General features: G+C 59.3%; 20 protein-coding genes, 1 tRNA gene, 1 pseudogene and 1 riboswitch. Of the genes and pseudogenes, 13 read left to right on the top strand and 9 right to left on the bottom strand.

The genetic code is table 11. The annotated features are described in order from the left end of the window. The first annotated feature begins 44 nt into the window (after nucleotides 1-44). On the top strand, nucleotides 45-2,579 hold the full coding sequence (locus GSQ91_RS05505; protein WP_158820252.1) for a fibronectin type III domain-containing protein: 2,535 nt from the start codon (nucleotides 45-47) through the stop codon (nucleotides 2,577-2,579). 275 nt (nucleotides 2,580-2,854) lie between these two features. On the opposite strand, the gene fucP is transcribed toward GSQ91_RS05505, so the two are convergent. Together fucP and GSQ91_RS05495 are read right to left on the bottom strand one after the other, a co-directional pair. Continuing rightward, the gene (gene fucP, locus GSQ91_RS05500; protein WP_158820251.1) at nucleotides 2,855-4,195 is read right to left on the bottom strand and encodes an L-fucose:H+ symporter permease; all 1,341 of its coding nucleotides are present in this window, start codon (nucleotides 4,193-4,195) and stop codon (nucleotides 2,855-2,857) included. A gap of 58 nt (nucleotides 4,196-4,253) precedes the next feature. Further along, nucleotides 4,254-5,558: an L-fuconate dehydratase gene (locus GSQ91_RS05495; protein ID WP_158820250.1), complete on the bottom strand. Its 1,305-nt coding sequence runs from the start codon at nucleotides 5,556-5,558 to the stop codon at nucleotides 4,254-4,256. Between the two features lie 536 nt (nucleotides 5,559-6,094). On the opposite strand from GSQ91_RS05495, the gene GSQ91_RS05490 reads away from it, so the two are divergent. Together GSQ91_RS05490 and GSQ91_RS05485 are read left to right on the top strand one after the other, a co-directional pair. Continuing rightward, nucleotides 6,095-6,862 carry an SDR family NAD(P)-dependent oxidoreductase gene (locus GSQ91_RS05490; RefSeq protein ID WP_158820249.1) on the top strand — a complete coding sequence of 256 codons (768 nt, stop codon included), beginning with the start codon at nucleotides 6,095-6,097 and terminating at the stop codon, nucleotides 6,860-6,862. 21 nt (nucleotides 6,863-6,883) lie between these two features. After that, the gene (locus tag GSQ91_RS05485) at nucleotides 6,884-7,669 is read left to right on the top strand and encodes an SDR family oxidoreductase (RefSeq protein WP_158820248.1); all 786 of its coding nucleotides are present in this window, start codon (nucleotides 6,884-6,886) and stop codon (nucleotides 7,667-7,669) included. A gap of 14 nt (nucleotides 7,670-7,683) precedes the next feature. Here GSQ91_RS05485 and GSQ91_RS05480 read toward each other — a convergent pair. From GSQ91_RS05480 to GSQ91_RS05470, 3 genes are all read right to left on the bottom strand, one after another. Then, nucleotides 7,684-7,759, bottom strand: a tRNA-Glu gene (locus GSQ91_RS05480). Between the two features lie 27 nt (nucleotides 7,760-7,786). Further along, complete coding sequence (locus GSQ91_RS05475) at nucleotides 7,787-8,434, bottom strand: alpha/beta hydrolase (protein WP_158820247.1); 648 nt, start codon at nucleotides 8,432-8,434, stop codon at nucleotides 7,787-7,789. After that, nucleotides 8,431-9,387 carry a ring-cleaving dioxygenase gene (locus GSQ91_RS05470; RefSeq protein WP_158820246.1) on the bottom strand — a complete coding sequence of 319 codons (957 nt, stop codon included), beginning with the start codon at nucleotides 9,385-9,387 and terminating at the stop codon, nucleotides 8,431-8,433. The genes GSQ91_RS05475 and GSQ91_RS05470 overlap by 4 nt, the downstream gene beginning before the upstream one ends. A gap of 197 nt (nucleotides 9,388-9,584) precedes the next feature. Between GSQ91_RS05470 and GSQ91_RS05465 the strand changes: the two genes are divergently transcribed. The 8 genes from GSQ91_RS05465 to GSQ91_RS05430 all read left to right on the top strand — a co-directional run bounded on the left by GSQ91_RS05465 (nucleotide 9,585) and on the right by GSQ91_RS05430 (nucleotide 16,623). Beyond that, the gene (locus GSQ91_RS05465; RefSeq protein ID WP_158820245.1) at nucleotides 9,585-11,384 is read left to right on the top strand and encodes a sodium:solute symporter family protein; all 1,800 of its coding nucleotides are present in this window, start codon (nucleotides 9,585-9,587) and stop codon (nucleotides 11,382-11,384) included. Between the two features lie 83 nt (nucleotides 11,385-11,467). Further along, a complete protein-coding gene (locus GSQ91_RS05460; protein ID WP_158820244.1) occupies nucleotides 11,468-11,659 on the top strand; it encodes a hypothetical protein in 192 nt (63 codons plus the stop codon). Between the two features lie 94 nt (nucleotides 11,660-11,753). Next, the gene (gene galK / locus GSQ91_RS05455; RefSeq protein ID WP_254064371.1) at nucleotides 11,754-12,857 is read left to right on the top strand and encodes a galactokinase; all 1,104 of its coding nucleotides are present in this window, start codon (nucleotides 11,754-11,756) and stop codon (nucleotides 12,855-12,857) included. Next, on the top strand, nucleotides 12,854-13,894 hold the full coding sequence (locus tag GSQ91_RS05450; RefSeq protein WP_158820243.1) for a UDP-glucose--hexose-1-phosphate uridylyltransferase: 1,041 nt from the start codon (nucleotides 12,854-12,856) through the stop codon (nucleotides 13,892-13,894). Before galK ends, GSQ91_RS05450 begins: the two co-directional genes overlap by 4 nt. A 15-nt stretch (nucleotides 13,895-13,909) precedes the next feature. Next, entirely contained in the window at nucleotides 13,910-14,878 is a 969-nt protein-coding gene (galE, locus tag GSQ91_RS05445) for a UDP-glucose 4-epimerase GalE (protein WP_158820242.1), read from the top strand. Nucleotides 14,879-14,920: 42 nt separating this feature from the next. Beyond that, a complete protein-coding gene (crcB, locus tag GSQ91_RS05440) occupies nucleotides 14,921-15,304 on the top strand; it encodes a fluoride efflux transporter CrcB (RefSeq protein WP_254064370.1) in 384 nt (127 codons plus the stop codon). Nucleotides 15,305-15,325: 21 nt separating this feature from the next. Then, nucleotides 15,326-15,655: a DUF190 domain-containing protein gene (locus GSQ91_RS05435; protein ID WP_158820241.1), complete on the top strand. Its 330-nt coding sequence runs from the start codon at nucleotides 15,326-15,328 to the stop codon at nucleotides 15,653-15,655. 86 nt (nucleotides 15,656-15,741) lie between these two features. Beyond that, the gene (locus tag GSQ91_RS05430) at nucleotides 15,742-16,623 is read left to right on the top strand and encodes an alpha/beta hydrolase (protein WP_158820240.1); all 882 of its coding nucleotides are present in this window, start codon (nucleotides 15,742-15,744) and stop codon (nucleotides 16,621-16,623) included. Nucleotides 16,624-16,638: 15 nt separating this feature from the next. On the opposite strand, the gene GSQ91_RS05425 is transcribed toward GSQ91_RS05430, so the two are convergent. Next, the gene (locus GSQ91_RS05425; RefSeq protein WP_254064369.1) at nucleotides 16,639-18,501 is read right to left on the bottom strand and encodes an ABC transporter ATP-binding protein; all 1,863 of its coding nucleotides are present in this window, start codon (nucleotides 18,499-18,501) and stop codon (nucleotides 16,639-16,641) included. Nucleotides 18,502-19,149: 648 nt separating this feature from the next. After that, a riboswitch (Fluoride riboswitch) is annotated at nucleotides 19,150-19,214 on the top strand. Nucleotides 19,215-19,228: 14 nt separating this feature from the next. On the opposite strand from GSQ91_RS05425, the gene GSQ91_RS05420 reads away from it, so the two are divergent. After that, nucleotides 19,229-21,016, top strand: coding sequence for a voltage-gated chloride channel family protein (locus tag GSQ91_RS05420; protein WP_254064368.1), 1,788 nt, complete (start codon nucleotides 19,229-19,231; stop codon nucleotides 21,014-21,016). Between the two features lie 197 nt (nucleotides 21,017-21,213). Here GSQ91_RS05420 and GSQ91_RS05415 read toward each other — a convergent pair whose 3' ends face one another. Beyond that, nucleotides 21,214-21,945 carry an alpha/beta fold hydrolase gene (locus GSQ91_RS05415; RefSeq protein ID WP_158820239.1) on the bottom strand — a complete coding sequence of 244 codons (732 nt, stop codon included), beginning with the start codon at nucleotides 21,943-21,945 and terminating at the stop codon, nucleotides 21,214-21,216. Nucleotides 21,946-22,208: 263 nt separating this feature from the next. Here GSQ91_RS05415 and GSQ91_RS05410 point away from each other — a divergent pair. Then, nucleotides 22,209-22,871: pseudogene (locus GSQ91_RS05410) on the top strand (ABC transporter substrate-binding protein); the annotation flags it as partial. A gap of 52 nt (nucleotides 22,872-22,923) precedes the next feature. On the opposite strand, the gene GSQ91_RS26185 reads toward GSQ91_RS05410, so the two are convergent. Together GSQ91_RS26185 and GSQ91_RS05405 are read right to left on the bottom strand one after the other, a co-directional pair. Then, nucleotides 22,924-22,974 carry a hypothetical protein gene (locus tag GSQ91_RS26185; RefSeq protein ID WP_371417087.1) on the bottom strand — a complete coding sequence of 17 codons (51 nt, stop codon included), beginning with the start codon at nucleotides 22,972-22,974 and terminating at the stop codon, nucleotides 22,924-22,926. A 35-nt stretch (nucleotides 22,975-23,009) separates the two neighbouring features. Then, on the bottom strand, nucleotides 23,010-24,236 hold the full coding sequence (locus GSQ91_RS05405; protein ID WP_158820237.1) for a DUF3472 domain-containing protein: 1,227 nt from the start codon (nucleotides 24,234-24,236) through the stop codon (nucleotides 23,010-23,012). Nucleotides 24,237-24,251 lie beyond the last annotated feature (15 nt).

Here is a 24,251-nt window from a genome sequence, read left to right as displayed (position 1 = left end):
ACGAAAGACAAACAACACCAACATCTTCCAGACAGGTTCACCTCATGACGCTTCGCTTCACCGCCTCTCTACTCGTCGCCACACTCACCGTTGCCACACAGGCGCAGGTGGTTCACGTCTCCCCTAACGGTAATGATCAGGCACGAGGGACGCAGAGCGCTCCCGTGCGCTCTGTGGAGCATGCCATCGCACTCGCGCGCCAGACACAGGAGCATGCCGTCGAGCTGAAGGGCGGTGTCTATCACCTGGCCTCGCCGTTGGTGCTAACACCCGGGGACTCCGGCCTCTCGCTCAAAGCCTCTGCCCATGCGAGCGTCACACTCAGCGGCGGCACGCGCATCACGGGGTGGAAGCTCGCAGACGCCAAGCGGCAACTATGGTCAGCGAATGTACCCGCAGAGATTGCACCGCCGCGTCAGATCTACGTCGATGGCGTTCGAGCAAGCCGCGCCAAGGGACGCTCTCCTGTAAAGCTAACGATGACCGGCACCGGCTACACCGCCGATAGCGATCTGCTCTCGCACTGGCGGCATCCTGACGAACTCGAGTTCGTCTACACCGGAGGCAACGCTCTGTGGGGCGAACCCTCCGTCGGCATAGGATCGTGGACGGAGCCGCGCTGCCCTGTGGCTGCGGTTCACGGGGCTTCGATCGATATGGCGGAACCCTGCTGGCAGAACTCCACCAAACGCGTCATGCTTCCGAACGGGGCTCGCACGGCCAACCTGGTTGGCCCCGCGAGTGTAGGCAAGCAGCCAACGTTTCTCGAAAACGCCTATGAATTTCTGGGCACGCCGGGGGAGTTCTACTTCGATCGCATAACTCATACGCTCTTCTACACGCCGCGCAAGGGTGAAGACCTGCACCGCGCAGACGTCGAAGTGCCGGTGCTCGAATCGTTGCTCGCCTTGAACGGAAGCGAGGCAGCGCCCGTACATGATGTCACGATTGAGGGCATCACCTTTGCGTATGCTGCGTGGCATGAGCCCAGCACTCCAGAGGGCTTCTCGGAGATCCAGGCTAACTATCGCGTGACCGGACCTGACGGCGCGACGAAGCAGGCGCTTTGCACCCTCGTTCCCGGAGGCACATGCCCTTTCGCGGCCTGGACGCCTGAGCACGGCAACGTCTCGGCCTCGTTCGCCGACAACCTCCACTTCACGCGCGACACCTTTACGCATCTCGGAGCAGCAGGACTGTCGTTGAACGACGGCGCGCATCGCGATGTCGTCGAAGGCTGTATCTTCACCGACATCTCCGGCAACGGCCTGCAACTCGCAGGGGTCGATAAGCCAATGGCACCCGACGCGGAGTTCGCTGTCGGCAATCGCCTCGAAAACAATCTGTTCCGCAATGTAGGCGCGGAGTTCCATGGCGGCATTCCTATCGTCATCGGCTACGCCCGCTTCACGCACATCGCGCATAATCAGATCGACCATGTTCCCTATGCGGGCATCTCGATCGGCTGGGGCGGATGGCCGGACAAGATCGAGCTGGCGGGCGTGGCCAATCGCTCCACCGGCAATGTCATCGAGCGCAACCGCATCACGCGCTTCATGCTCAAGCTCTCCGACGGCGGTGGCATCTACACCCAGGGCCGTACCGGCGAGACCATCGCCGACGGCGAGCGCGTGGAAGGCAATGTGGTCGACGATCAATACAGTAGCGGCCATGCCATCTATACCGATAACGGCTCGTCCATGATCACGGTTCGCGACAACGTGATGTTCAATACCAACCACGACAACTGGGGCTCGCGCCACAAGGACTACTACGATGGCGCGAAGGGTGAGAACAGCGATCCGCTCGCTATTGAAGACAACTGGTGGCAGCAGGGCGACCCCGATGTCTCAGGCAAACAGGTTACAGAGAAGGGCAACCACATTGTGACTGCGCTGAACCAGGCTCCGTCCGAGCTGCTCAACGGTGCGGGACTGGAAGCCAGCTTCCGAGACCTCGCTGCAGCGATGCGATTCAAGGCCGCGCCTGAGCCTCCCACTGCAGTCTCTGCCTTCGAAACTCCAACCGACGCTTACGTTACGTGGCGGCCTCCTGTCTTCGACGGTGGCGCGCTCGTCAACCACTACACCATCCACTCCGACGATGGTCTCCAGATCACAATCTCAGCCGCCCAGTTCGATGAACTCGCGTATGCAAAGCTGCCCATCACACCGGCGTCGAAGCCTCGCACCTTTACGGTCATCGCTTCGAACGCGAATGGCAGCAGCGCAGAGTCACTTCCCTCTCATCCGGTCGAGGCAGCTACGGCGCCACTCAACCGTCCGGGAGCGCCGCAGTCGGTCAAGGCTTATGTAGAAGGTAGCCGAGCGAGCATCCACTTCGGCGACCCGAAAGAGAACGCGGAAGGTGTCCTCGCCTACGTGGTAACCATCCAGCCAGGTGGACGCAAACAGGTCTTTACAGGCCGTCGGGTGCTGACTCTCGAAGGCCGCCACGTTACCTTTGTCTCGCTGGATGGACTGACACCGGGAACGAAGTACACGTTCGGCGTCTCGGCGGTGAATCCTTCGGGAGAAGGGGACGTGGCGTGGACGAAGGATGGGGCGGATGTGCCGTAGTCGTGGGTAATTTTGGGTGATTGCCGTTGCCTTTTTGAAGAGCGGGACTTCAGTCCCGCTTTTCTATCCCACCCATACCGTGTCATCTCGACCGGAGCATGATGGCTTTATCGTCATGCGCAGTGGAGAGACCTGCAGGCTGCTCGCACAGGCACCAGAGCTAGCTCAGACAAGCTGCAGGTCTCTCCGCTACGGCGGCAAAGAGCGCCGCCTCCGGTCGAGATGACAGTTCTGAGGTAGTTCATTCGGACATCACACTATTGAGGATCGGCGCCTTACGGCATCACAGGCACGGTGTGCACACTGTGCGTCGGATGCGCACGCAACCCGTAAGCCGCGACCACCACATAGCAAGCGATGACCACAACATACCCCAGCGCGTAACTGCCGAAATGCTTCGCGATGAGCCCCAGCAGCGGCGGCACAATCCCCGCGCCCACCACCGACATCACGATCATGGAGCCGCCCAGTTTCGTACGGGCCCCAAGCCCCTTCACGCCCAGCGCAAAGATTGTGGGGAACATGACCGACATAAAGAAGCTGGTAAGCAGAAGAGCGCCCGCTCCAATGCGTCCCGGGTGCAGAATGCCCGCCGCAATCAATCCAATGTTGATCAGCGCGTAGACTCCCATCATCTTTGAGGGCGCGAACCACCGCATCAGCCCCGTCGAGATAATGCGACCGGCGGCAAAGGCGATAAGGTTTCCGGTCAGGAACAGAGCTGCCGTTCGCTCACTGGCGCTGGTGTACTGCTTCACATAGGGGATGAAAGCCGACCAGGTGCTTACCTGCGCTCCGCAATAGCAGAACTGCGCGATGATGGCGGCGCGCAGGCCTGGGGTACGCAACAGAGATGCAAGCTGCGAGAGAAGGCCATGCTCCTCGCTGGCATCGCGCTCGCGGACGTTCGCGGGAAACTTTGTCAGGCCGATCAACAGCGCAAGCAGGAAGACGATGCAGCCGAGCGTGACATAGGTCGGCACGACTCGCATGATCTCGCCATGAAGATACGCGGCATAGGTGCCGGCAGTCTTCATCTGCATCACCCGCGCAGCCGAAAGCTCAACGCCGGAGAAGATAAAGAACGTGCCGATCAGAACACCCGTGATCGTACCGGGAGGATTGAACGCCTGAGAAAAATTCAGGCGCTGCTCCGAGGTCTCCGGGGCTCCTGTCTGGGCGATGAAGGGGTTCGCCGCCGTCTCCAGCGTCGCCGAGCCACAGCCGACGACAAACAGCGCCGTCAACATAAGCCAGTAGCGACCTATAACGGCCGCTGGCCAGAACATGAGCGTGCCTGTCCCGAACAGGCAGAGCCCCGCCAAAATGCCCGCCTTGTATCCCCACCTCCGCATGCCCAGCGCCGCAGGCAGCGCCATGCAGAAGTAGCCGAAGAAGACCGCCGTCTGCACCAACTGTGCCTGTAGCGGCGAGAGCTCAAAGGACTTCTTGAACTGCTGCACCAGGATGTCGGTGAGATTGTTCGACATTCCCCAGATGAAGAAGAGCACGGTAACCAACATGAAGGGCAACATGTGGCCGGCTGGAAAGAGGCCGGGCTGCTTACCGTTGGAGGGACGCTCTACTGTGGTGGGTGTGTCGACGGCGATATTCAAGATGAGACCTCAGGTGAGGAACGGGAAAGCTGGGAGAACGATCGTAGTCGATGTGACGCTACGATGGCTCTTTCCAGACTTCTCCCCCGGGAAAGCTGAACTTCTCCAACGATTCGGGCAACATCTCGCAGCTATACCCAGGATCGGTCGGCGCAAGATAATGTCCACGGCGAATTTTTACGGGATAGCGGAAGTGCTCATGCAGGTGATCGACGTACTCGATCACGCGGTTCTCCATCGTGCCCGAGACGCTCAGGAAATCGAAGATCGAAAGATGCTGCACATACTCGCACAAGCCGACACCGCCAGCATGCGGGCAGACCGGCACACCGAACTTCGCGGCCATCAGGATGATCGCGAGGTTCTCATTCACTCCCGCTACCCGGCAGCTGTCGATCTGGCATACATCAATAGAGCCAGCCTGGAATAGCTGCTTGAACATGACGCTGTTGTGGCAGTGTTCGCCCGTAGCAATGCGGGTCGGAGCCGCCTCACGGCGTATGCGGGCGTGGCCAAGGATGTCGTCCGGACTGGTCGGCTCTTCCATCCACCAGGGCTTAAGTTCGCCAAGCTGACGTGTGCGGCTGATAGCCTCCTCAACGCCCCACTTTTGATTGGCATCGACCATCATGCGGTTCTCCCAGCCAATCTCCTCGCGCACGATGCGCCCGCGCCGCAGATCGTCCTCGGGCACGCCGCCAACCTTGAGCTTGAAGTGAGTCCATCCATCGGCGATGCCTTCGCGGCAGAGGCGGCGAATCTTTTCATCGCTGAAGCCAAACCATCCGGCTGAAGTCGTATAGGCCGGATAACCGTTGGCCTCGATCACTGCGAGCCGCTGCTGCTGGCCCTCTTTCCCTTTGCGCAGAATAGCGAGAGCCTCTTCCGGCGAGAGTGCATCGGCGATATAGCGGAAGTCGATCGCCGAAACGATCTGCTCCGGCGACATATCGGCAAGGAGCCGCCACACCGGCTTACCTTCGGCCTTGGCATAGAGGTCCCAAATGGCGTTAATGAGTGCGCCACAAGCGAGATGAATGACACCCTTCTCCGGCCCAAGCCAGCGAAACTGTGTATCTCCCGTCAGCTGGAGGTACATCGCATTGAGATCGGAGGTGAGCGACTCCAGCGTGCGGCCCTGCACAAACTGAGTCAGATAACGAAGCGCGCTGACACAGAGCTCCGTACCGCGGCCCAGCGTAAAGGTGAGCCCATGCCCTTCGATCCCGGCATCGGTTTCGAGGATGCAGTAGGCCGCCGAATAGTCGGGATCCTTATTGACGGCATCGGAACCGATGTGCTCGCGGGAGGTAGGGAAACGTACATCGATAACACGTGTGTTGGTAATAGTAATGGGCTTCAAGAGCGGCCTCGGGATTCTGAAATAACGGTTAAATTGAGGTTGACACGCGTAACCGGTTGCAATTCGCACAAATTGTAGCGAAACAAATCATTTTTCGTCAATGAAAACATACTTGCACTAAAGAATACACCGAACAGGGTCGCGAGAAATAGTAAAAAGTTGTAATTTTGGCTTGTTCTTGCCGCTCCCCCGAGTAAATTTACAGTTGCTGCAGCTTGCTTTTCAGAAGTGCCCAGTCCAATTCAAGCCCATGAATAAAGTAAAAATAAACAGCAATTTTTCGACTCCACACAAAAATCCTCGCAGCCGATCTTCTTTCAATTCAGCTACACCTTTCGGGGTGTAAAAAGCCCCTGTTCCCGCCGGCGGGGCATGCCGCGAGAACAGAGAATCCCCTCCCCGATCGAATGCGCATCTTCAATCCGGACATTTCAACATACATTTTGCCAATGATTTTATATTTTCATATTTGACAACAGTATTGTTGTACAAGTAAAACTCAGGCGGTATCGATAACATCTTCGATAGGAGTTCACGTGTTTGATCTTAAGGGTAAACGGGCCGTTGTGACGGGGGCCGCCAGCGGCATAGGCCTGGCGATAGCCGAGTTGTTCGCAGCACACCATGCGGCAGTCGTGCTGCTCGATCTCGATGCACAGAAGACGACGGATGCCGCAAAAGCGATTGCGGAGAAGACCTCCGGCAGCGTCACAGGCGTAGCCTGCGATGTCTCGCGCGCGGACAGCGTCGAGAAGGCTTTCAGCCAGATCGGCGGTTCTGTCGACATTCTCGTCAACTGCGCCGGCATTGCACACGTGGGCAATCTGCTTTCCACCTCGCCCGAGGATATAGACCGGCTCTATGCGGTGAACGTCCGCGGAACCTACCTGTGCATGCAGGCCGGGATCAAGTCCATGATCGAGTCCAAGCACGGCGTGATCCTCAATATGGCGTCGATTGCCGCGACCGCCGGGCTCTCCGACCGGTTTGCCTATTCGATGACAAAGGGCGCGGTGCTGTCGATGACGCTCTCCGTGGCCAAGGACTACATTGCGCAGGGCATCCGCTGCAACTGCATCTCGCCGGCGCGAGTTCACACACCATTCGTGGATGGCTTCCTTGCGAAAAACTATCCCGGACAGGAAGCCGAGAAGATGAAGGTGCTGGAGCAATCGCAACCGATTGGACGCATGGGCACTCCCGCGGAGATAGCGGTACTGGCTCTCTATCTCTGTTCGGACGATGCCTCGTTCCTCACCGGAGTCGATTATCCAATCGACGGCGGTTTCTTCAATCTGCGGTAGAACTCGGGTAAAGGAAACGGTATGGATCTGGGATTGAAGGGCCATGTCATTGTAGTGACGGGCGGCGGTGCGGGCATCGGAGAAGCTGTAACCCGTGCGTGTCTGGATGAAGGGGCAACAGCCGTCGTCGTCAGCCGTGCTTCGGACAATGTGAAGCATTTTCTCGAAGAGATGCATCGCGAGCAGAAGCCATGCGACTTCGTCGAGGCGCACCTCGGAGACACCACGCAGTGCCTGCACGCTGTCGAGTATGTGCAGCAGAAGTACGGCAGGCTCGATGGCCTGGTGAACAACGCTGGCGCAAACGACGGAGTCGGCCTGGCCAGCGGCGACCCCGACCGTTTCCTCGAGAGTCTTCGCCAGAATCTCGTTCACTACTATGCGATGGCTCACTATGCCCTGCCCATGCTGAAGGCCGCGAAGGGTTCCATCGTGAATATCAGCTCGAAGGTCGCGCTTACAGGGCAAGGCGGGACCTCAGCCTACGCAGCGGCGAAGGGCGCGCAGCTTGCGCTCACGCGCGAGTGGGCAGCGGAGTTGCTTCCGTTCGGCATTCGAGTGAACAGCGTTCTGCCCGCTGAGGTTCTGACGCCGCTCTATAAACGGTGGCTCGACACTCGCGATGATCCGGCAGGCGCGCTCAAGTCCATCACCGACAAGATTCCCCTGGGGCACCGCATGACGGAGGGCGCTGAGATTGCGGCGATGACGGTGTTCCTGTTGTCCTCAAAGCAGTCAGGCCACACGACAGCCCAGCACCTGATCGTCGATGGCGGATATACGCATCTCGATCGTGCGCTGACCTAGAGATCATGAAGTAATGGCGTCCCCGACAGGATTCGAACCTATGTCTCTGCCTTGAGAAGGCAGTGTCCTGGGCCACTAGACGACGGGGACTTTAACGCACATCTCCAGTCTAGACGGCTACCCGGCCGCGAACGCATCCTGCAGAAGCCGCCGCCCAAACTCCAGCTCCTCCTGCGAGACCGTATGCGGTCGCCCGGGATAGCGTCGCACCGTCACCTTCGCGCCCATGGCTGTGAGCACGTCGGCCGACTCCTGCACGCGACTCCACGGCACATGCGGATCGGGATCGCCGCTGCCGAAGAAGGCAGGCATTCCCTCCAGATCGCCGGCGTGCGAGACATCGCTCCCCAACGGCCCGATGAGGCCGCCGGTAAGGGCAATCACGCCCGCATAGCGCGCCGGATGCGTCGCGACGAACTCCGTAGAGAGGCACGCGCCCTGGGAGAATCCGCCAATGACGACGCGCTCGCGCGGAATCCCGGCAGCGATAGCCAGGTCGAGGACAGACTCCACCTTGCGCAGAGCGGAACTGAGCCATGGCTCATTGCTCTCTCGTGGCGCAAGAAACGAGTTCGGATACCACGTGGAGCCTGCGGCCTGCGGGGCCAGATAGGCCAGTCGCGGGTTGTACATCGCCTCGGCCAGCGAGAGGATGTCCTCGGCCGATCCGCCGCGTCCGTGCAACAGGATCACAGCACCAGCAGCCTCCTCGAGCGTGGCACCGAAGTGATGCACTCTTCCCTCTTTGTGTGGATCGGCGCTCATGCAGTCTCCTTCCACTTGTGCAGCTCGATCGTGGGCAACCGCTGCTCGATCACGGCACGCCTCGGCTCAAGCCACGGAGGCAGGCGCAGCTGTTCTCCTAAGGACTCAACCGGTTCATCGACCGCAAAGCCTGGAGGGTCTGTCGCCAACTCAAACAGCACACCGCCCGGCTCGCGGAAGTAAATCGAGTGGAAGTAGTCGCGGTCGAGCACCGGTGTTACGTCCAGATGCTTCTCAATCTCCACGCGCCACTCCTTCTGCGAGGCTTCATCCGCCGCACGGAACGCAATATGGTGCACAGAACCAGCCCCAGGACGGCCATAACTAGCGCCGGGCTCAATCAGCAGATCGATATGATTCCCCAGCGCCGAGCCTTCGGTCGCGAAACGCAGCCTCTTGCCCTCTTCAGCGATCTTGTGAAAGCCCATCATGTTCAGGATGGTTGTCGTCGCTTCCGGACTCTGCTCCAGCAACGTCACGCCGAAGAAGCCGCGAATCGCATGCTCCGCAGGCACAGTAGCAAAGCGCGGAGCCTTGGCCTCGCCAGCGTCAGCATGGCCGACAATCTCGATCTTCATCCCATCAGGATCGGCAAAGGTCAGCACCTCTTCTTCGAAGCGCTTGCCGGTGTGCTCTACGAGCACGCCCTTTTCAGACAGTCGTTTCTCCCAATACTCCAGCGACGTGAGCGGCACACTGAAGGCAGTATGCGTCACCTCGCCTGCACCGGCGAGACCACGCGCTGCTCGCGGCCACGGGAAGAAGGTCAGGATCGTGCCCGGCGTCCCGGCATCGTCGCCAAAATAGAAGTGATAGCTTCCGGGGTCGTCGAAGTTCACCGTTCGTTTGACGAACCTCAGCCCCAGGACATCGGTATAGAAGTCCAGGTTTTGCTGCGGATCGGACGCGATGGCGGTTACATGATGCAGCCCCACAATAGGTAGTTGCGGCATACTTGCACTTCCTTTCACCTCTTAGGATTCAAGAACAAGAAATTGGATTCATAGGCAAAAAATCGGCCTTATTTCCGATCTGGCCGATTTGCTTCAGCACGCGAACTATTCAGTTGTGCAACCCTCCACGTATTATGACTAACGAGTTCGAGCAATTTCTTCTCGAACATTGCCCAATTGTCCTACGAGGCTCGAACATGCACCTTTCGCCCATCGACTGGCTCATCATGCTGGTCTACTTTGTCTTCGTGCTCGGCATCGGTTTCGCGCTAAAGCGATACATGCGCACCAGCACCGACTTCTTCCTCGCCGGGCGTTCTATTCCGGCCTGGGTCTGCGGTTTGGCCTTTATCTCCGCGAACCTTGGTGCGCAGGAAGTCATCGGCATGGGGGCCTCCGGAGCCAAATACGGCATCATCACCAGCCATTTCTACTGGATCGGCGCTATTCCGGCAATGCTCTTCGTCGGCCTGTTCATGATGCCCTTCTACTACGGCTCGAAGGCGCGCTCCGTCCCTGAATATCTCCGTCTCCGCTATGACGAGAAGACCCGCGCGGTCAACGCCTTCTCCTTCGCCATCATGACGGTCTTCAGCTCCGGCATCTCGATGTACGCCATGGCGCTGCTCATCCAGACGCTCGGCCTGCTGCACGGCATCGTGCCGGACGCCTGGGTCTTCCACGTCTCGATCATCCTCTCCGCGGTCATCGTGCTCGGCTACATCTTCCTCGGCGGGCTCACCAGCGCGATCTACAACGAGGTCCTGCAGTTCTTCCTGATCGTCGCCGGGTTCCTCCCGCTGGTCTGGATCGGCCTGCGCAACGTCGGCGGCTGGCATGGGATTCAGCAGAAGCTGCCCACGACCATGACGCACTCTTGGCGAGGCATGACGCACGCCTCCACCAACTCGCTCGGGGTTGAAGTCGTCGGTCTCGTGATGGGGCTGGGCTTCGTACTCTCCTTCGGCTACTGGTGCACGGACTTCCTCGTCATCCAGCGGGCCATGGCCGCCGAGTCGCAGGACTCCGCGCGGCGCGTGCCCATCATCGCCGCCGTGCCGAAGATGTTCTTCCCGTTCCTGGTCATCCTGCCCGGCCTGATCGCGGTCAGCGTCACGTCGCACTCCAGCGCCATGCAGCCGACGTCCATCACGCAGCAGGCCTCAGGGCACGCGCTTCCCCTCGATGAGGCCCACCCGCACGGCATCATCCCGCAGAAGGTCGACCCGATCAGCGGACACCCCATCCTCGACACCAACGGGAACCCGGTCTACGACTACGATCTCGCAATCCCCGTCATGCTGCTGCACTTCTTCCCCACGGGCATCCTCGGCCTCGGTCTCACTGCCCTGCTGGCAAGTTTCATGTCAGGGATGGCCGGAAATGTAACCGCTTTCAACACGGTGTGGACCTACGACATCTACCAGTCGTACATCAAGAAGGACGCCAGCGACGCGCATTACCTCTGGATGGGCCGCATCGCGACCATAGGGGGGATACTGCTCTCCATTGCCGCGGCCTATGCAGTGACCAACTTCAACAACATCATGGACGCGTTGCAGCTGATCTTCTCCCTGGTCAATGCACCGCTGTTTGCAACCTTCCTCCTGGGGATGTTCTGGAAGCGGACGACCGGACACGGAGCCTTCACCGGACTGCTCACCGGCACCGCCGCGGCCCTTGTGCATCACGGCCTTACGATTCCGGCGGACGCCGTGCCTGGTATTCACGGAGGCTGGATCCACGTGGTCCACACCTACCCCAGTGACATGGCGCAAAACTTCTGGACAGCAATCTTTGCGTTCGGCGTAAACCTGCTGGTAACCACCGTGGTCAGCCTCTTCACCAAGCCACGGCCGGAGCCGGAGCTCGTCGGCCTGGTCTACTCGCTCACGCCAAAGGCACCGGAGCACCATCTGACCTGGTACCAGAAGCCCCTGACCCTCGCACTCGGCGTTCTCGCGGTATTGGTTGCGCTCAATCTGGTGTTTGCGTAAGAGGCCGTTTGTAGCCGTACCTCACCGAAACTGCTCGAAGCAATCAAGTTCACAAGTTCACCAAGCGAAGGAGCGTACAAATTATGGGACTCGACATTCGCCTTCCCCTCGGCCTTATCTTTCTGATTATCGGCGGCATTATGGCCGTTTACGGCGTATTCACACGCGGTAGCGCGATGTACGCCAGTTCGCAGGGCATCAATCTAAACCTCATCTGGGGTCTGGTAATGCTCCTGTTTGGACTTATCATGTTCATAGCGGGCCGTAAAAAGTAACAGACAAACCATTAATTCGCCGAAACGGCCCCAGGAGCTAGCCCTGCACACGCACTTAAATGAACACGGTTACATTGCACCCGCCCGCGTCAACTTGATCGGCGAACACACGGACTACACCGGCGGGCTCGTACTGCCGATGGCGATTCCCTTCTCCACTACAGCCGTCATCACCTCGAGCGACACCTCGCAGTACAGCTTCCATAGCGAGCAGGCCAAGGAAGTCCGAGAGATACCGCTGGACGATCGCTCCGAGGCAATTGGAAACTGGAGCGACTACGCCGTCGGCGTACTGCGCCAGCTGCAACTGCGCGGCATCACGCCGCCTGCGTTTGAACTCAAGCTGCACGGCAATGTTCCCTACGCAGCAGGCCTCAGCTCTTCGGCCTCGCTGGAGGTCGCCTCAGCCCTGGCCATGCTGGCACACGCTGGCGCCACTCTCCCGCTCGAAGAGATCGCGATGCTCTGCAAGCTCGCCGAGAACGACTACGTCCACTCGCCCTGCGGCATCATGGACCAGTTCGTCATTACCGCTGCCAAAGCAGGCCACGCGCTGCTGCTCGACACACGCTCACTCTCTTACGAACACATCCCGATGAACCACGCGGGGCTTGCCGACAAGCGGATCGTCGTCTGCAATTCGATGGTGAAGCATTCGATCGCCAACGGCGACTACGGCCTTCGCCGCCGCGAGGTCGAAGCCGGGCAGGATGTCCTGCGCTCGGCATTCCCTCAGCTGCGCGATCTAGGCGACGCCAGTCTCGAGCAGCTGGAGTCCAAAGCCGCGCAGATGACGCCGGAGTCCTATCGTCGCTGCCGTCACATCATCTCCGAGAACGCCCGCGTCCGCGAGGCGAAGGCCGCGATGGTGGCCGGTGACGCTGCCAACCTGGGCAAGCTGATGATCGCGGCCCATGCCAGCCAGAGAGACGACTTCGAGTGCAGCTGCGAAGAGATCGACTTCCTCGTAGACACCGCGGTTACCTTGGAGGGATGCCTCGGCGCACGCATGACCGGCGGCGGCTTTGGTGGCTGCACCGTCAACCTCGTCAGCGAGGACAAGGCCGAAGCCTTTGCGAAGGCCCTGTCGGCAGCCTTCCTCGAACGCTTTAGTATCAAAGCAGAGACCTACATCTGCGAAGCTGTCGATGGAGCCGTGCTTCGCAACGGCACTCCGGCAAAGGAAGCACAAGCATGATCGACCCCATCTTTCTCGAGTCCTCGCACCGCCGCTGGAACCCCCTGAAGCGCGATTGGGTCGTCGTCTCACCGCACCGCACCCAGCGTCCCTGGCAGGGCCAGACGGAAGAAAAGGCTACCCCACCCTCGCTGGAGTACGACCCCACCTGTTACCTCTGCCCCGGAAACACACGCGCAGGCGGCCACAAGACGCCCGCCTACACCGGCACCTACGTCTTCGAGAACGACTTCGCCGCCCTGAAGTTCGACGTTCCAGTGGCGTCCATGGATCAGAATAAAGCCGGGCTGCTGCGTGCCGAGACCGAGCGCGGCATCTGCCGTGTGCTCTGCTTCGACCCACGCCACGACCTCACACTCGCGACCATGGAGCTGCCCGCTATCCGCCGTGTCGTAGACATGTGGGACGCCCAGGCAGCCGAACTCGGCGCGCGGCCCGAGGTGCACTACGTGCAGATCTTCGAGAACCGCGGCAGCATGATGGGCGCCAGCAATCCTCATCCGCACGGCCAGATCTGGGCGACCGAGCACATCCCCAACGAGCCCACACTCGAACTCGCCGCCCAGCTCGAGTACTTCGAGCAGCACCGTGTCTCGCTGCTCACCTCTTATCTCGAGCTCGAGCTGAGTCAGCGCGAACGCATCGTGGCGGAGAACGACACCTGGGTAGCGCTCGTGCCCTTCTGGGCGGTCTGGCCGTTCGAGCTGCTAGTGCTGCCGAAGCGCAGAGTCGCCTCACTCGCGGAGCTCATAGGCTCCGAACGCGATGGCCTCGCCGCCATCCTGCAGCAGGTAACGCGCGGCTATAACCGCGTCTTCGACACGCCCTTCCCTTACTCGATGGGCCTGCACCCCGCACCCACCGATAGTGAAGAGCATCCCGAGTGGCACCTCCACGCACACTTCTATCCACCGCTGCTGCGCTCGGCAACCGTGCGGAAGTTCATGGTTGGCTTTGAGCTTCTAGGGTCGCCGCAACGCGATATCACACCGGAGTCCGCAGCCGAGACGCTGCGCCTCGCCATGCAGACAACTTAACCCCACGGAGAAGGAATGAACCTTTTAGTTACAGGCGGCGCAGGCTACATCGGCGGAACCGTCTCGACCATCCTGATGCAAGCCGGCCACCGCGTCACGGTACTCGACAACCTCTGCCACAGCAAGCGCAACGAACTGCCCGCAGGCGCGGAGTTCGTCGAAGCCGACATCGCCGACCGCCCTCGCGTCGAATCCCTGCTGCGCGAGCTAAAGCCTGACGGCGTGCTGCACTTCGCCGCCTTGATCGAGGCCGGTGAGTCGATGCAGAAGCCGGAGATCTACTTCCGCAATAACACTGCCTCGACTCTATCTTTACTCGAGGCCATGCACGCGACCGGCACCAACCGCCTCGTCTTCTCGTCGACCGCCGCGGTCTATGGCGAGCCGAAGTCCACGCCTATCGAAGAGACCGCCGCCCTCGCGCCGACCAACGCCTACGGCGAGTCCAAGCTGATGGTCGAGCAGATGCTCGGCTGGTTCCATCGCGTCCACGGCCTGCGCTACGCCTCGCTGCGCTACTTCAACGTAGCGGGTGCGCTCCCCGGCCGCGGCGAGGCCCACGAGCCCGAGACCCACATCATTCCCCTGATCCTCGACGTCGCGCTCGGCCGCCGCGCCAGCATCAACATCTACGGCGACGACTATCCCACGCCCGACGGTACCTGCATTCGCGACTACATCCACGTACGCGACCTCGCCGACGCTCACATTCTCGCCATCAAGGCGCTGAGCGAGCGTGACTGCCTGATTCTCAACCTCGGCAATGGCAGCGGCTTTTCAGTCAAAGAGGTCATCGCCTCCGCACGCCGCGTCACGGGCCACCCCATCCCAGCAGAGGTCAAGGCTCGTCGCGACGGCGACCCTGCACGTCTGGTCGCAGGCTCCGAAAAAGCCAAGGCAGAGCTCGGCTGGCATCCGCAGTATCCAGAACTTGATAGCATTCTTGCCAGCGCATGGGAGTGGCACCAGCAACGCTACGCCTGAGGAGGGCGTTAAGTTGTATATTTGCCGAAGTGTCGGAGGGGCGTGAGCTTGCAACGATACCTGTTCATCGCGATCGGCGGCGCTTTAGGTTCCATCCTGCGTTACTACGTGGGTGTTGCGACTGCCGAGCGTTTTGGTCCGCGCTTTCCCCTTGGCACGCTGGTGATTAACATCACCGCGTGCTTTCTCATCGGTCTATCGATCGAGTACCTGAATCGCCATGCCGGGCTCAATCCTGCATGGCGGTATCTCGTTCCCATTGGATTCATCGGTGCTTACTCCACCTTCTCCACCTTCGAGTGGGAGATCTGGACGAACTTCACCACCGGCGCATTCTGGATTGGGCTCGCCTATGTCGTCATCAGCCTCGTTGCAGGATTTATAGCGGTTGCGTTTGGGGCCGCAGCCGCCAGATCGATCTCCTAGCCGCGCTTCATGGAGGTTCGTATGTTGATACCGGGAAAAGCAGTCAAAGTCTCCATCTACCTAACGGACGGCGCCTCCCATCATGGCGAGTCCGTATGCTCCAGCATTCTGAATTTTCTCTTCAATAGTGGCGTCGCCGGTGCCACGGCCCTCAAAGGCTTTGCGGGCTTCGGCTCCGATCATCACCTGCACACTACGACCTCGCTCTTTCTAGCCGATCGCCTTCCCGTGAAGATCGAGTTCATCGAAACCCGCGAGAAAGCCGATGAGCTAATGCCGAAGCTCATCGAGCTCGCCCGCACCGGCATGATCGAAGTGCAGGAGACAACCGTCGTGAAGGCTGCTGGCTAGAGTGCCCGGTCTCATTGCGTGACGCACTCTTTCGCATCACGCCTTTACTGGACAAATGAAACGTACCGCGGATAACCTCGGGTGACATGAGAGCCTGCTTCCAAAAAGTAAGTCGCTATTCCTTGTTTATTCTCTGCGTCTCTCTTTGTCTCCATGCACAACAGCCCACTCAACCAGCATCTACTGATACCGTCAGCCGTTCCGATGCGATTCCTTACGCGCAAGGCAAATCAGGCCCTCTGCTGAGCGATCTATACATCCCCAACGGAACCGGTCCGTATCCCGCAATCGTCTTCATCCACGGCGGTGGCTGGATTGGCGGAGACCGTACCCAGATGACCAGGATCATCGAAGAGCTGGCCTCGCATGGATATGTAGGCATGGCTATCGACTACGACCTCAGCCCCCAGGTCCACTTCCCGGTTGCTCTCCATGAAAGCAAGGAAGCCATTCGCTGGCTCCGCGCACACGCAGCCACCTACCATGTGGATCCCGAACGGATCGCAGTCGCTGGAAGCTCCGCAGGAGGCGAGCTCGCGGCGCTGGTTGCGCTGACCAACGGGGACAGCCGCTACGAAGGCGACGGCGGCTCCAAAGGCTTCTCTTCGACGGTAAAAGCAGCGATCCTCTACAACGCCGCCCTTGATCTCACCACTCCCCCAGAGAACGACGAGTCCATCAACAAATACCTTGGCAGCTCCTGCGCTGCACAAAAAGAGCTTTGCTTACAGGCTTCACCGCAGGCCCACATCGACGCCAACTCTCCGCCGATGTACATAGGCCACGGCAATGAGGACAAAGATGTACCGTACTCCCAGTTCATCGCGTTCGTAGCCAGCTACAAACGAATGAACAGGTCAATCACCGTATTTACTGCAGACAAGGGCCCTCATACCTATTGGGCCAAAGCTACCTGGTTCCAGCCCAATGCAGATGCAACGCTCGATTTCCTGAAGAAACACCTCTAGCTCCTCCTAGCCACTTCAATGAATTCCCGCGCCATCCGAGAAATCGAACTCGGCGTCTAACTCTTTCTCATCGTCGAATACTTTCTCATCGTCCTCCACCATCAGGCCGAGTGCCTGCCGCTCAAACAACCGCCTGTACGTGCCGCCGTCGCGCCGCACCAGTTCCTCGTGCGTTCCCTCTTCGACCACCCTTCCGCGATCAAAGACAAGAATGCGGTCGAGCATCCGCACCGTCGAGAGCCGGTGCGCAATCACGATCGACGTTCGGCCCGCCATCAGACGCTCCATCGCCTCCTGGATCAGCGCCTCGGATTCTGAATCCAGGCTCGAGGTCGCTTCATCCAGTACCAGCACCGGCGTGTTCGCCAAGAACGCCCGTGCCAGCGCCACACGCTGCCGCTCGCCTCCAGACAGCTTTACGCCGCGCTCGCCGACAATCGTGTGATACCCCTTCGGCTGACGCAGGATGAACTCATGGGCGTTGGCCAGCCGTGCTGCCTCCTCGATCTCCGCCATCGGCGCGTCCGGCCTTCCATACCCAATGTTCTCCGCCAACGTCCGATGAAACAGGATCGGTTCCTGCGGCACCAGCGCCAGTTGCGCGCGGAGTGAGTCCTGCGTCACGCACGAGGTATCCTGACCGTCGATTACGATCTTCCCTCCGCTCACGTCGTACAGCCGATGCAGCAGCTTCACGAAGGTCGTCTTGCCCGATCCAGAATGGCCCACCAACCCCACGCGCTCGCCGGTATGGATCCGCAGTGAGAAATCCTGAAACAACGGCTCTGCCTGCGCTCCATAACGGAACGTCACACGGTCATAGACGATCTCGCCCTGCCTCACATGGATCGGCTTTGCATCTGCGCGATCTAATACGCCCAGCGACTGCGCGTGGAACTGCACCATCTCCTCCATCTCATTGACCGAGCGCTGCAGGTTGCGCACATGTTGCCCAATGTCGCGCAGGTAGCCATGCACGATGAAATAGCTGGTCAGCACGAAGGTCATATCGCCGGCTGTCGCCCGGCCGTGCCACCACAGCCACACCGCGTAGGCCAGTACCAGCGTGCGCAACCCTTGCAGGAGAAACATCTGCAGGCTTCCGTTGCGCGTCGCCTTCACCCATGTCAGCGCCGTCCGGTTATTCCATTTGCCCAGCACCTTTGCCAGCCGGTAGTCTTCACGCTTCTCTGCGCCAAACGCCTTCACCAGCGCATTGCACGTAAGCGCATCTGCCATGGCCGCGCCAATCCGAGTATCTTGCGCATTGGATAGCCGCGCCGCCGGGGCGACGTAATACAGAGACAGCGAGACCGACACCGCGATATACACCACAGCACCCACCGCCACCATCACACCCATGCCCGGCCAGCGCAGCCCCAGCAGCAGAGACGAACCCACCAGCACCAGCAGCGCAGGCAGCATCTCCAGCAGCAGGATATCGTCCATCATGTCCACGGCCCACATGCCGCGAGTGACCCGACGCACGATTGCGCCAGCGAAGTTATTGGCATGCCAGTCGGTCGAAAACCGCTGCACCCGCCAGAACGCCTCGCCCGCAAAACGCGACATCAGCCGCAGTGTCAGCCGGATGATCCCCGCCATGGCCACGTACCGTAGCACCGTCAGCATCGCGCCCAGCACCGCCATCATCACGATGGCGCGCACCGCCTCACGCAGTGCAAGCGAATGCGCTACTGCATGCATCGCGATCGCGTCCACAAGTTTGCCCGAATACACCGGCATCAACAGGTCTGCGGCTGTAGCCACAATCATGGACAGCGCCACCCACACCACCAGCCACTTTTCGCGCCGCCAGTGGCGGAACAGAAAAGACAGTACTTCGTGCATTGCATTTTTGCTTAAATTTTTGCTCATAAAAAAGCTCACTGAAGAATCAAAGGCCGCGGACACGAGGCCCACAGGCTGATCAAAGTTGAGAGGTTGAAAAGGAAAAGAGGCGTGCCGAAGGCCGCCCTCAGACTGCGCTGAAGACCTTTAGATCGAACTGAAAAGGGGGTCTAGCTGCGCGAGACGTCAGGAAGAAACGCGACCGACGGCTTGAGCTCGGCTGGCATGGTGGGCATATTGAGTGTGTTCATGGTTTCTTCCTTTCGTCGAGATGTCGAGTAATAGTAGCTTACCAGAGTTCTGCTTTTCTGCTTTTGCTTTTCTGGCTTGTCATTCCCGCAGGGAATCTGCTTTTGCCTTTTGCCTTTTGCCTTTTGCTTTTGCCTTTTGCCTTTTGCCTTTCTGGTTGTCATTCCGAGCGTAGTGAGCGAACCTGCTGTCTCCCGTTCTTCGCCAGTGCCACCACAAACGTTATGCGTCAGTGCAAACCGCACCCCTGCAGTTTTGGCCTACGACCTTGAGGTGGTACGAACAAAGAACGGGAGACAGCAGGTTCGCTCGCTACGCTCGGAATGACAAACCAGAAAAACAAACGCAATTCCACAATGAATAAAATACGTCGGCCCCTCCCTCGCGTAATTGACGCTCGCTCAAACGCCCTGCTATCTTCTGGTTAACAGCCATGGCGATGGAGTTCGCCGGACGCACCGCACTGCGGCGCTAATAACTCCTACTCATCCAGGTAGGAGGTACTTTGTCCGAAACATCTCGTCGCCGTTATCTCTCCGAACAACTTCGTTTGCTGCTCGATCTGGCTCGCTGGATACCGATCTCTGCGGTCGTCGGCGTTCTCGCTGGCAGCGCGTCGGCCCTGCTGCTGGTCTCACTCAACTTCGCTACCAATGTGCGCGAAAGCCACAAGTGGATCATCCTTCTGCTAGCGCCGGTGGGCGTGCTTGTCGGCCTGATGTACCACTACCTCGGCCGCTCGGTCGAAGCTGGAAACAATCTTCTCCTCGAAGAGATCCACGACCCCAAGTCCGTCATTCCCTTTCGGATGACGCCGCTCATTCTGCTCGGCACCTTTCTCACACATCTCTTCGGAGGCTCCGCCGGCCGCGAAGGCACCGCGCTGCAAACCGGAGCCTCGCTAGCCGACCAGCTCACCCGGCCGCTGCGCCTCGTTCCTCGCGACCGCCGCATCCTGCTAATGGCGGGCATCAGCGCCGGCTTCGGCTCGGTCTTCGGAACACCCCTGGCAGGGGCCATCTTCGGCATCGAAGTGCTCGCCATCGGCCGCCTCAGCTATGAAGCACTCGCCCCTTGCATGATCGCCGCCTTCGTCGGCGACCTTGTCACCCACGCCTGGGGAGTGCATCACACGCTCTATCGCGTAACCAGCGTTCCGCAGATGAACATCAAAGGCATCCTCGCCGCCATGGCTGCGGGCGTGGCGTTCGGCCTGGTGGGCATGGCCTTCGCCAAGGTCACGCACGCCATCGCACACTTCGTCCGCAGACGCATCGCCTTCGCACCGCTGCGGCCCGCCGTTGGAGGCATACTCGTCAGCGCCGCAGTCTTCGCTCTCGGCACCACGAAGTACATCGGCCTCGGCATCCCCACCATCGTCGCCTCGTTCGATCACAAACTTCCCATCTACGACTGGGCGGCGAAGTTTCTCTTCACCGCCGTCACGCTAGGCAGCGGCTTCAAAGGCGGCGAGGTCACGCCGCTGTTCTACATCGGCTCTACACTCGGCAATGCCCTCTCCGGCATACTGCCCCTGCCCTCGTCCCTGCTTGCGGGCATGGGCTTTGTCGCTGTCTTTGCCGGAGCCGCCAATACGCCGATCGCCTCGACGCTCATGGCCGTTGAACTCTTCGGCGCGGAGGCCGGAGCCTACGCCGCCATCGCCTGCGTCATCAGCTATCTCTTCTCCGGACACTCCAGCATCTACCAGGCCCAGCGCGTCGGCAAAAGCAAACATCTCAGCATGAACCTCGACGAAGGCATGTCACTGGCAGTCATCACTAAAATGCGTAACCATGCGAGCGGCGAAGACGAGGCGGATCTCCTCGAAAGCATCAACGATTTCGGCTATGTTCAAGGGAGCGATATGGAACATCTCAGCGTTTTACGGCTCTACTTCTCCGCGTCAGAGATGCACAGCTCTGGCTCGTGGTGGAAACGGCTCGCACCACAGAGCCTCGGCGGCTATCTCCTGCAACAGGCCAAGGAGCACGGCATCGAACAGGCACTGCTGCACCGCGTGATCGGCGGCTATCTCAAGAACGAAGATCTCGTCATGGACACCGGCGAGATTCCGCCTGCCCGTCTGCCTCAATGCCTCGAACTGGTCGGCGAAGAGGAAGATTTGCAAGCCTTCCTCAAGCACAACCGCGATCGACTCACGAAGGTGCGCACCGTGTTTCTGCGTGGCGAAGAGGCACGCATCGAAGCGGCCATCGAACGCGGAGAACTCGAGCAGGCGCTCGACATGGAGCACGCCGAAGGCTTCGGCAAGCCGGACAAAGAAGCGTAGCAAACATGGATGAGGTCGTTACAAAACTCGGCTCAGGAGCTGGCAGAGCGACACGAATGCTCGCCCTCACGTTCTCAGGATTTGAGACAGTGCATCTTGTCGCGGCGCACGATAAGGCGCGATGAAGAGTTTTCGTCAGTTTGGTTGTGCCGAGCCAAGCCACGTCTCGGAGCCTGTGTGCAAAGTGATTGAGGAAATCACTTGCCCATCTGCTTCGCGGCCATTGTCAATATGGTGTCACTGATGATTGAAGGGCAATCGCCGGGAATATTGTGACCACATCCAGTAGCCTCCACTTGTTGAGCCCCGGGTATATGCTGCACGAGCGCCGTCTGAAGGGACGTCATTTCTCTCCGGCGTTCGGGAGTGAAGACTGGAGGCTGCACTTTCGTTCCTGAAATCACCACGACAGGAACTTGCGGCAGAGGAAACGCAGCTTTCACCTCTTCCACGGTCTTGGCATTCTCGCTCATCTGTGCCCCTGCTCCGAGTGGCATATTCTTTAGATCATCTTGCATCATCTTCCACAGAGCCGGATCTTCCTGGGCCACCATTGAATAGAAAGCCTCTGGGGCGGGGTCGACGAGCACCATTCCAGCAACATCTGCTGGGAAAAGGTGTGCAAAGACCCGGACGTACATCCCTCCAGCCGAATGCCCAACCAGAATGTAGGGAGGAGCGATCTTCGCATTGGCCAGAGCTGTATGTAGTTCCGTCGCAATCTCCACAGCAGTTCGCGGCTTGTCTGTCAAAGGGGAATGCCCGATGCCGGCGCGGTTATATCGTACTGTCTTCACCTTGGTAGATAGGGTCGCCACGACCGCATCCCAGTATTCGTAGGTATCGCTAAAACCGGATTCCAAAACAACGGTAGGATGGCCTGCGCCAGAAACAACCATTTCCACTTTGCCGGTGCCAGTGTTGACCATGACTGGCACGGCCTCCTGCGCTAGAAGGCGGGAAACGGAAAAGAGCATGAGAAGAGTCGAGTAGATGATCCTCATGCGAAATTGTACGATTATGCGTAACCGTTGGTTCCGTCAGACTGAATCAATTTGACGCACCTCGCGGGGAACCGAACCGTGCCTTCAATTGCCGTTGGCCATTACAGTCCCTTCGGAAGCTGCCCCTGTGAGTTGGGTTCGCTTAAAGTCTCGGCACCTTCCGCACGTACTATGAAATCTCTACCACTATGCGCATCGCTTCGCTCCAGCCTTCGATCACCCTCACACTAGCGGCACTTGGCCGCCTGGATTGCCTCTGCGCGCATACACGCTACTGCCTCGAAGCTCTCCCTGAACTCGCCGCGCGTGGGCTTCCGGTACTGCAGGACTCATGGACCGCCGACACCGCACAGATCGTCGCCACCGCACCCACACTCGTCATCGCATCCGTTCCATATCGTATGGAGTCGCTGGCCGCCATCCTCAAAGCGTCGCTGCCGGTACTAGCCTTCGCGCCACACAATCTCGCAAACATCGTCTCCGACATACGCCTGCTGGCAAGCCTGACGGACTCCGTCTCGCAGGGAGAATCCCTCGTTGAACACTTCAACAACGTGCTCGACACCACAAGGGCAAAGACATCGGACCTTCCTCGTCCACGCGTCTACTGCGAAGAGTGGGGCAACCCTCTCATCCACTCACAGACCTGGGTTGCAGAGCTTGTTGAAGCCTCTGGTGGAGACTTTATCGGCACTCCCGGCGCACACACCACGGCTGAAGCCATCGCCACCGCCGACCCCGACGTACTGGTCTTCGCCTGGTGCGGCGCTGGCGATCGCGTCCCACTTCGTCGTGTGATTGAGAAGCGCGGATGGCACGACCTTCGCGCCGTCCGAGAGCGCCGAGTCTTCTGCGTGCCCGATGAGTTCCTGAACACGCCCGCTCACACGTTGCTGGACGGACTCAGCTGCCTCGCACACGCCATTCATCCAACACGCTTCGAACGGCCCGCACGACTCGTTCAACTGGAAGCCTGAGCGGTTTTCATCTTAGGGAAGATGCGTATCCGGCAACACAACATCAGGCTGCTTCCCGGTTGCAGGTCTGCTGATCTCATCGTTGTACTCGATCGTCTCCGCTTTGAAGCCGCCATTCGTAAGATAAAACTGGTCGCCAACAACGCCTGCCCCGCGATCGATACGGTCTTTGTAGATCCCGCGCGCGGTGTGCGTAAAACGCGCCTTGGTCAACTCCATCCACTGATTGTCTGTCGTCTTAATCCATTGATTGCCAAAATCAGCGAGTCGCTTCTGCTGCCCATTTGCACCTTCAAAGTCCTCGTTGAACGAGTAAAGATGCCGTAGGTACTCTCCGTCCTTGGGAGCGCGAAAGCTGGCGATCAGTCCCCACGCATGCTTCTCCGGAAAGTAAAAATAGCCGGTGTAAACCGTCGTCGTGCCATCCGGCTCCGCGCTCACCAGGAAGCGGTATGTATCGCCCGTCTTCCAGGGATAGACCATGTGGCTGTGGCCGCCCGTGCCTTCGTTGCCAAAGTCGGAAGCCACAACGTCCGGGCCTTTTTTCAGCAACTGGACTCGGTTGTCGGCGGCAACTTTGCCGCGGTCCACAGCTTCATTCCCACTGTCCCAAACTGAGAAGATGATGCGGCGCTCCGTTGGACTGTTGACCTGTATCCCAAAGTATCCGCGCGCAAAACCGCACGCCTCATAGTAGGACCAGATAGGGTCTGTCTTTACCGTGACCTCGTTATAAAACCACTTGGCCTTGACGCCGTCCTGCAAGGGGAAGTTGAGATGAACGGAAGGTGCGCCTCGCTGTGGAGTCAGATTGAACAGCGCGTCTTTCGTAGCCTCTCCAGTCAGGAGCAGCGAATCGATATCACCGAACACCGGTCCGGATCTTTTCAGTCCCGACAACGCAAAACGGTAGTCTCCAGCTTTTTCAATCTGCATCGATCCAAAAGAAACAGTGATGACATCTGCCGAACCGCGGACAGTTTTGACCGCGAGATCGTAGTCGCCAACCTTCAGGCGCAGCTTCGAGCTATCGCCTTTCGGCAGTTGCAGGCGGACCGCTATATCCAGCTTCCCTGTTGCACGAATCTGTCCATACCAGGCCACCGTAGTATTTGCATCCGCCCAGCCTTTGATGGGGCTCTTATCCCCTATATCCAATGCTTCTGGATTTGGCTCCGAGTACGCAGTGAATCCAGGTACTACCAGAGAGGGCACGGTCTGTGCAGCTGACGACTTCACGTCAGCTGCACAAAG

The organism is Granulicella sp. S156 (assembly GCF_009766105.1).
In the GTDB taxonomy this organism is placed as follows: domain Bacteria; phylum Acidobacteriota; class Terriglobia; order Terriglobales; family Acidobacteriaceae; genus Granulicella.
The sequence above is the reverse complement of the archived record's forward strand: the minus strand, read 5'-3'. Positions and strand labels throughout refer to the sequence as shown.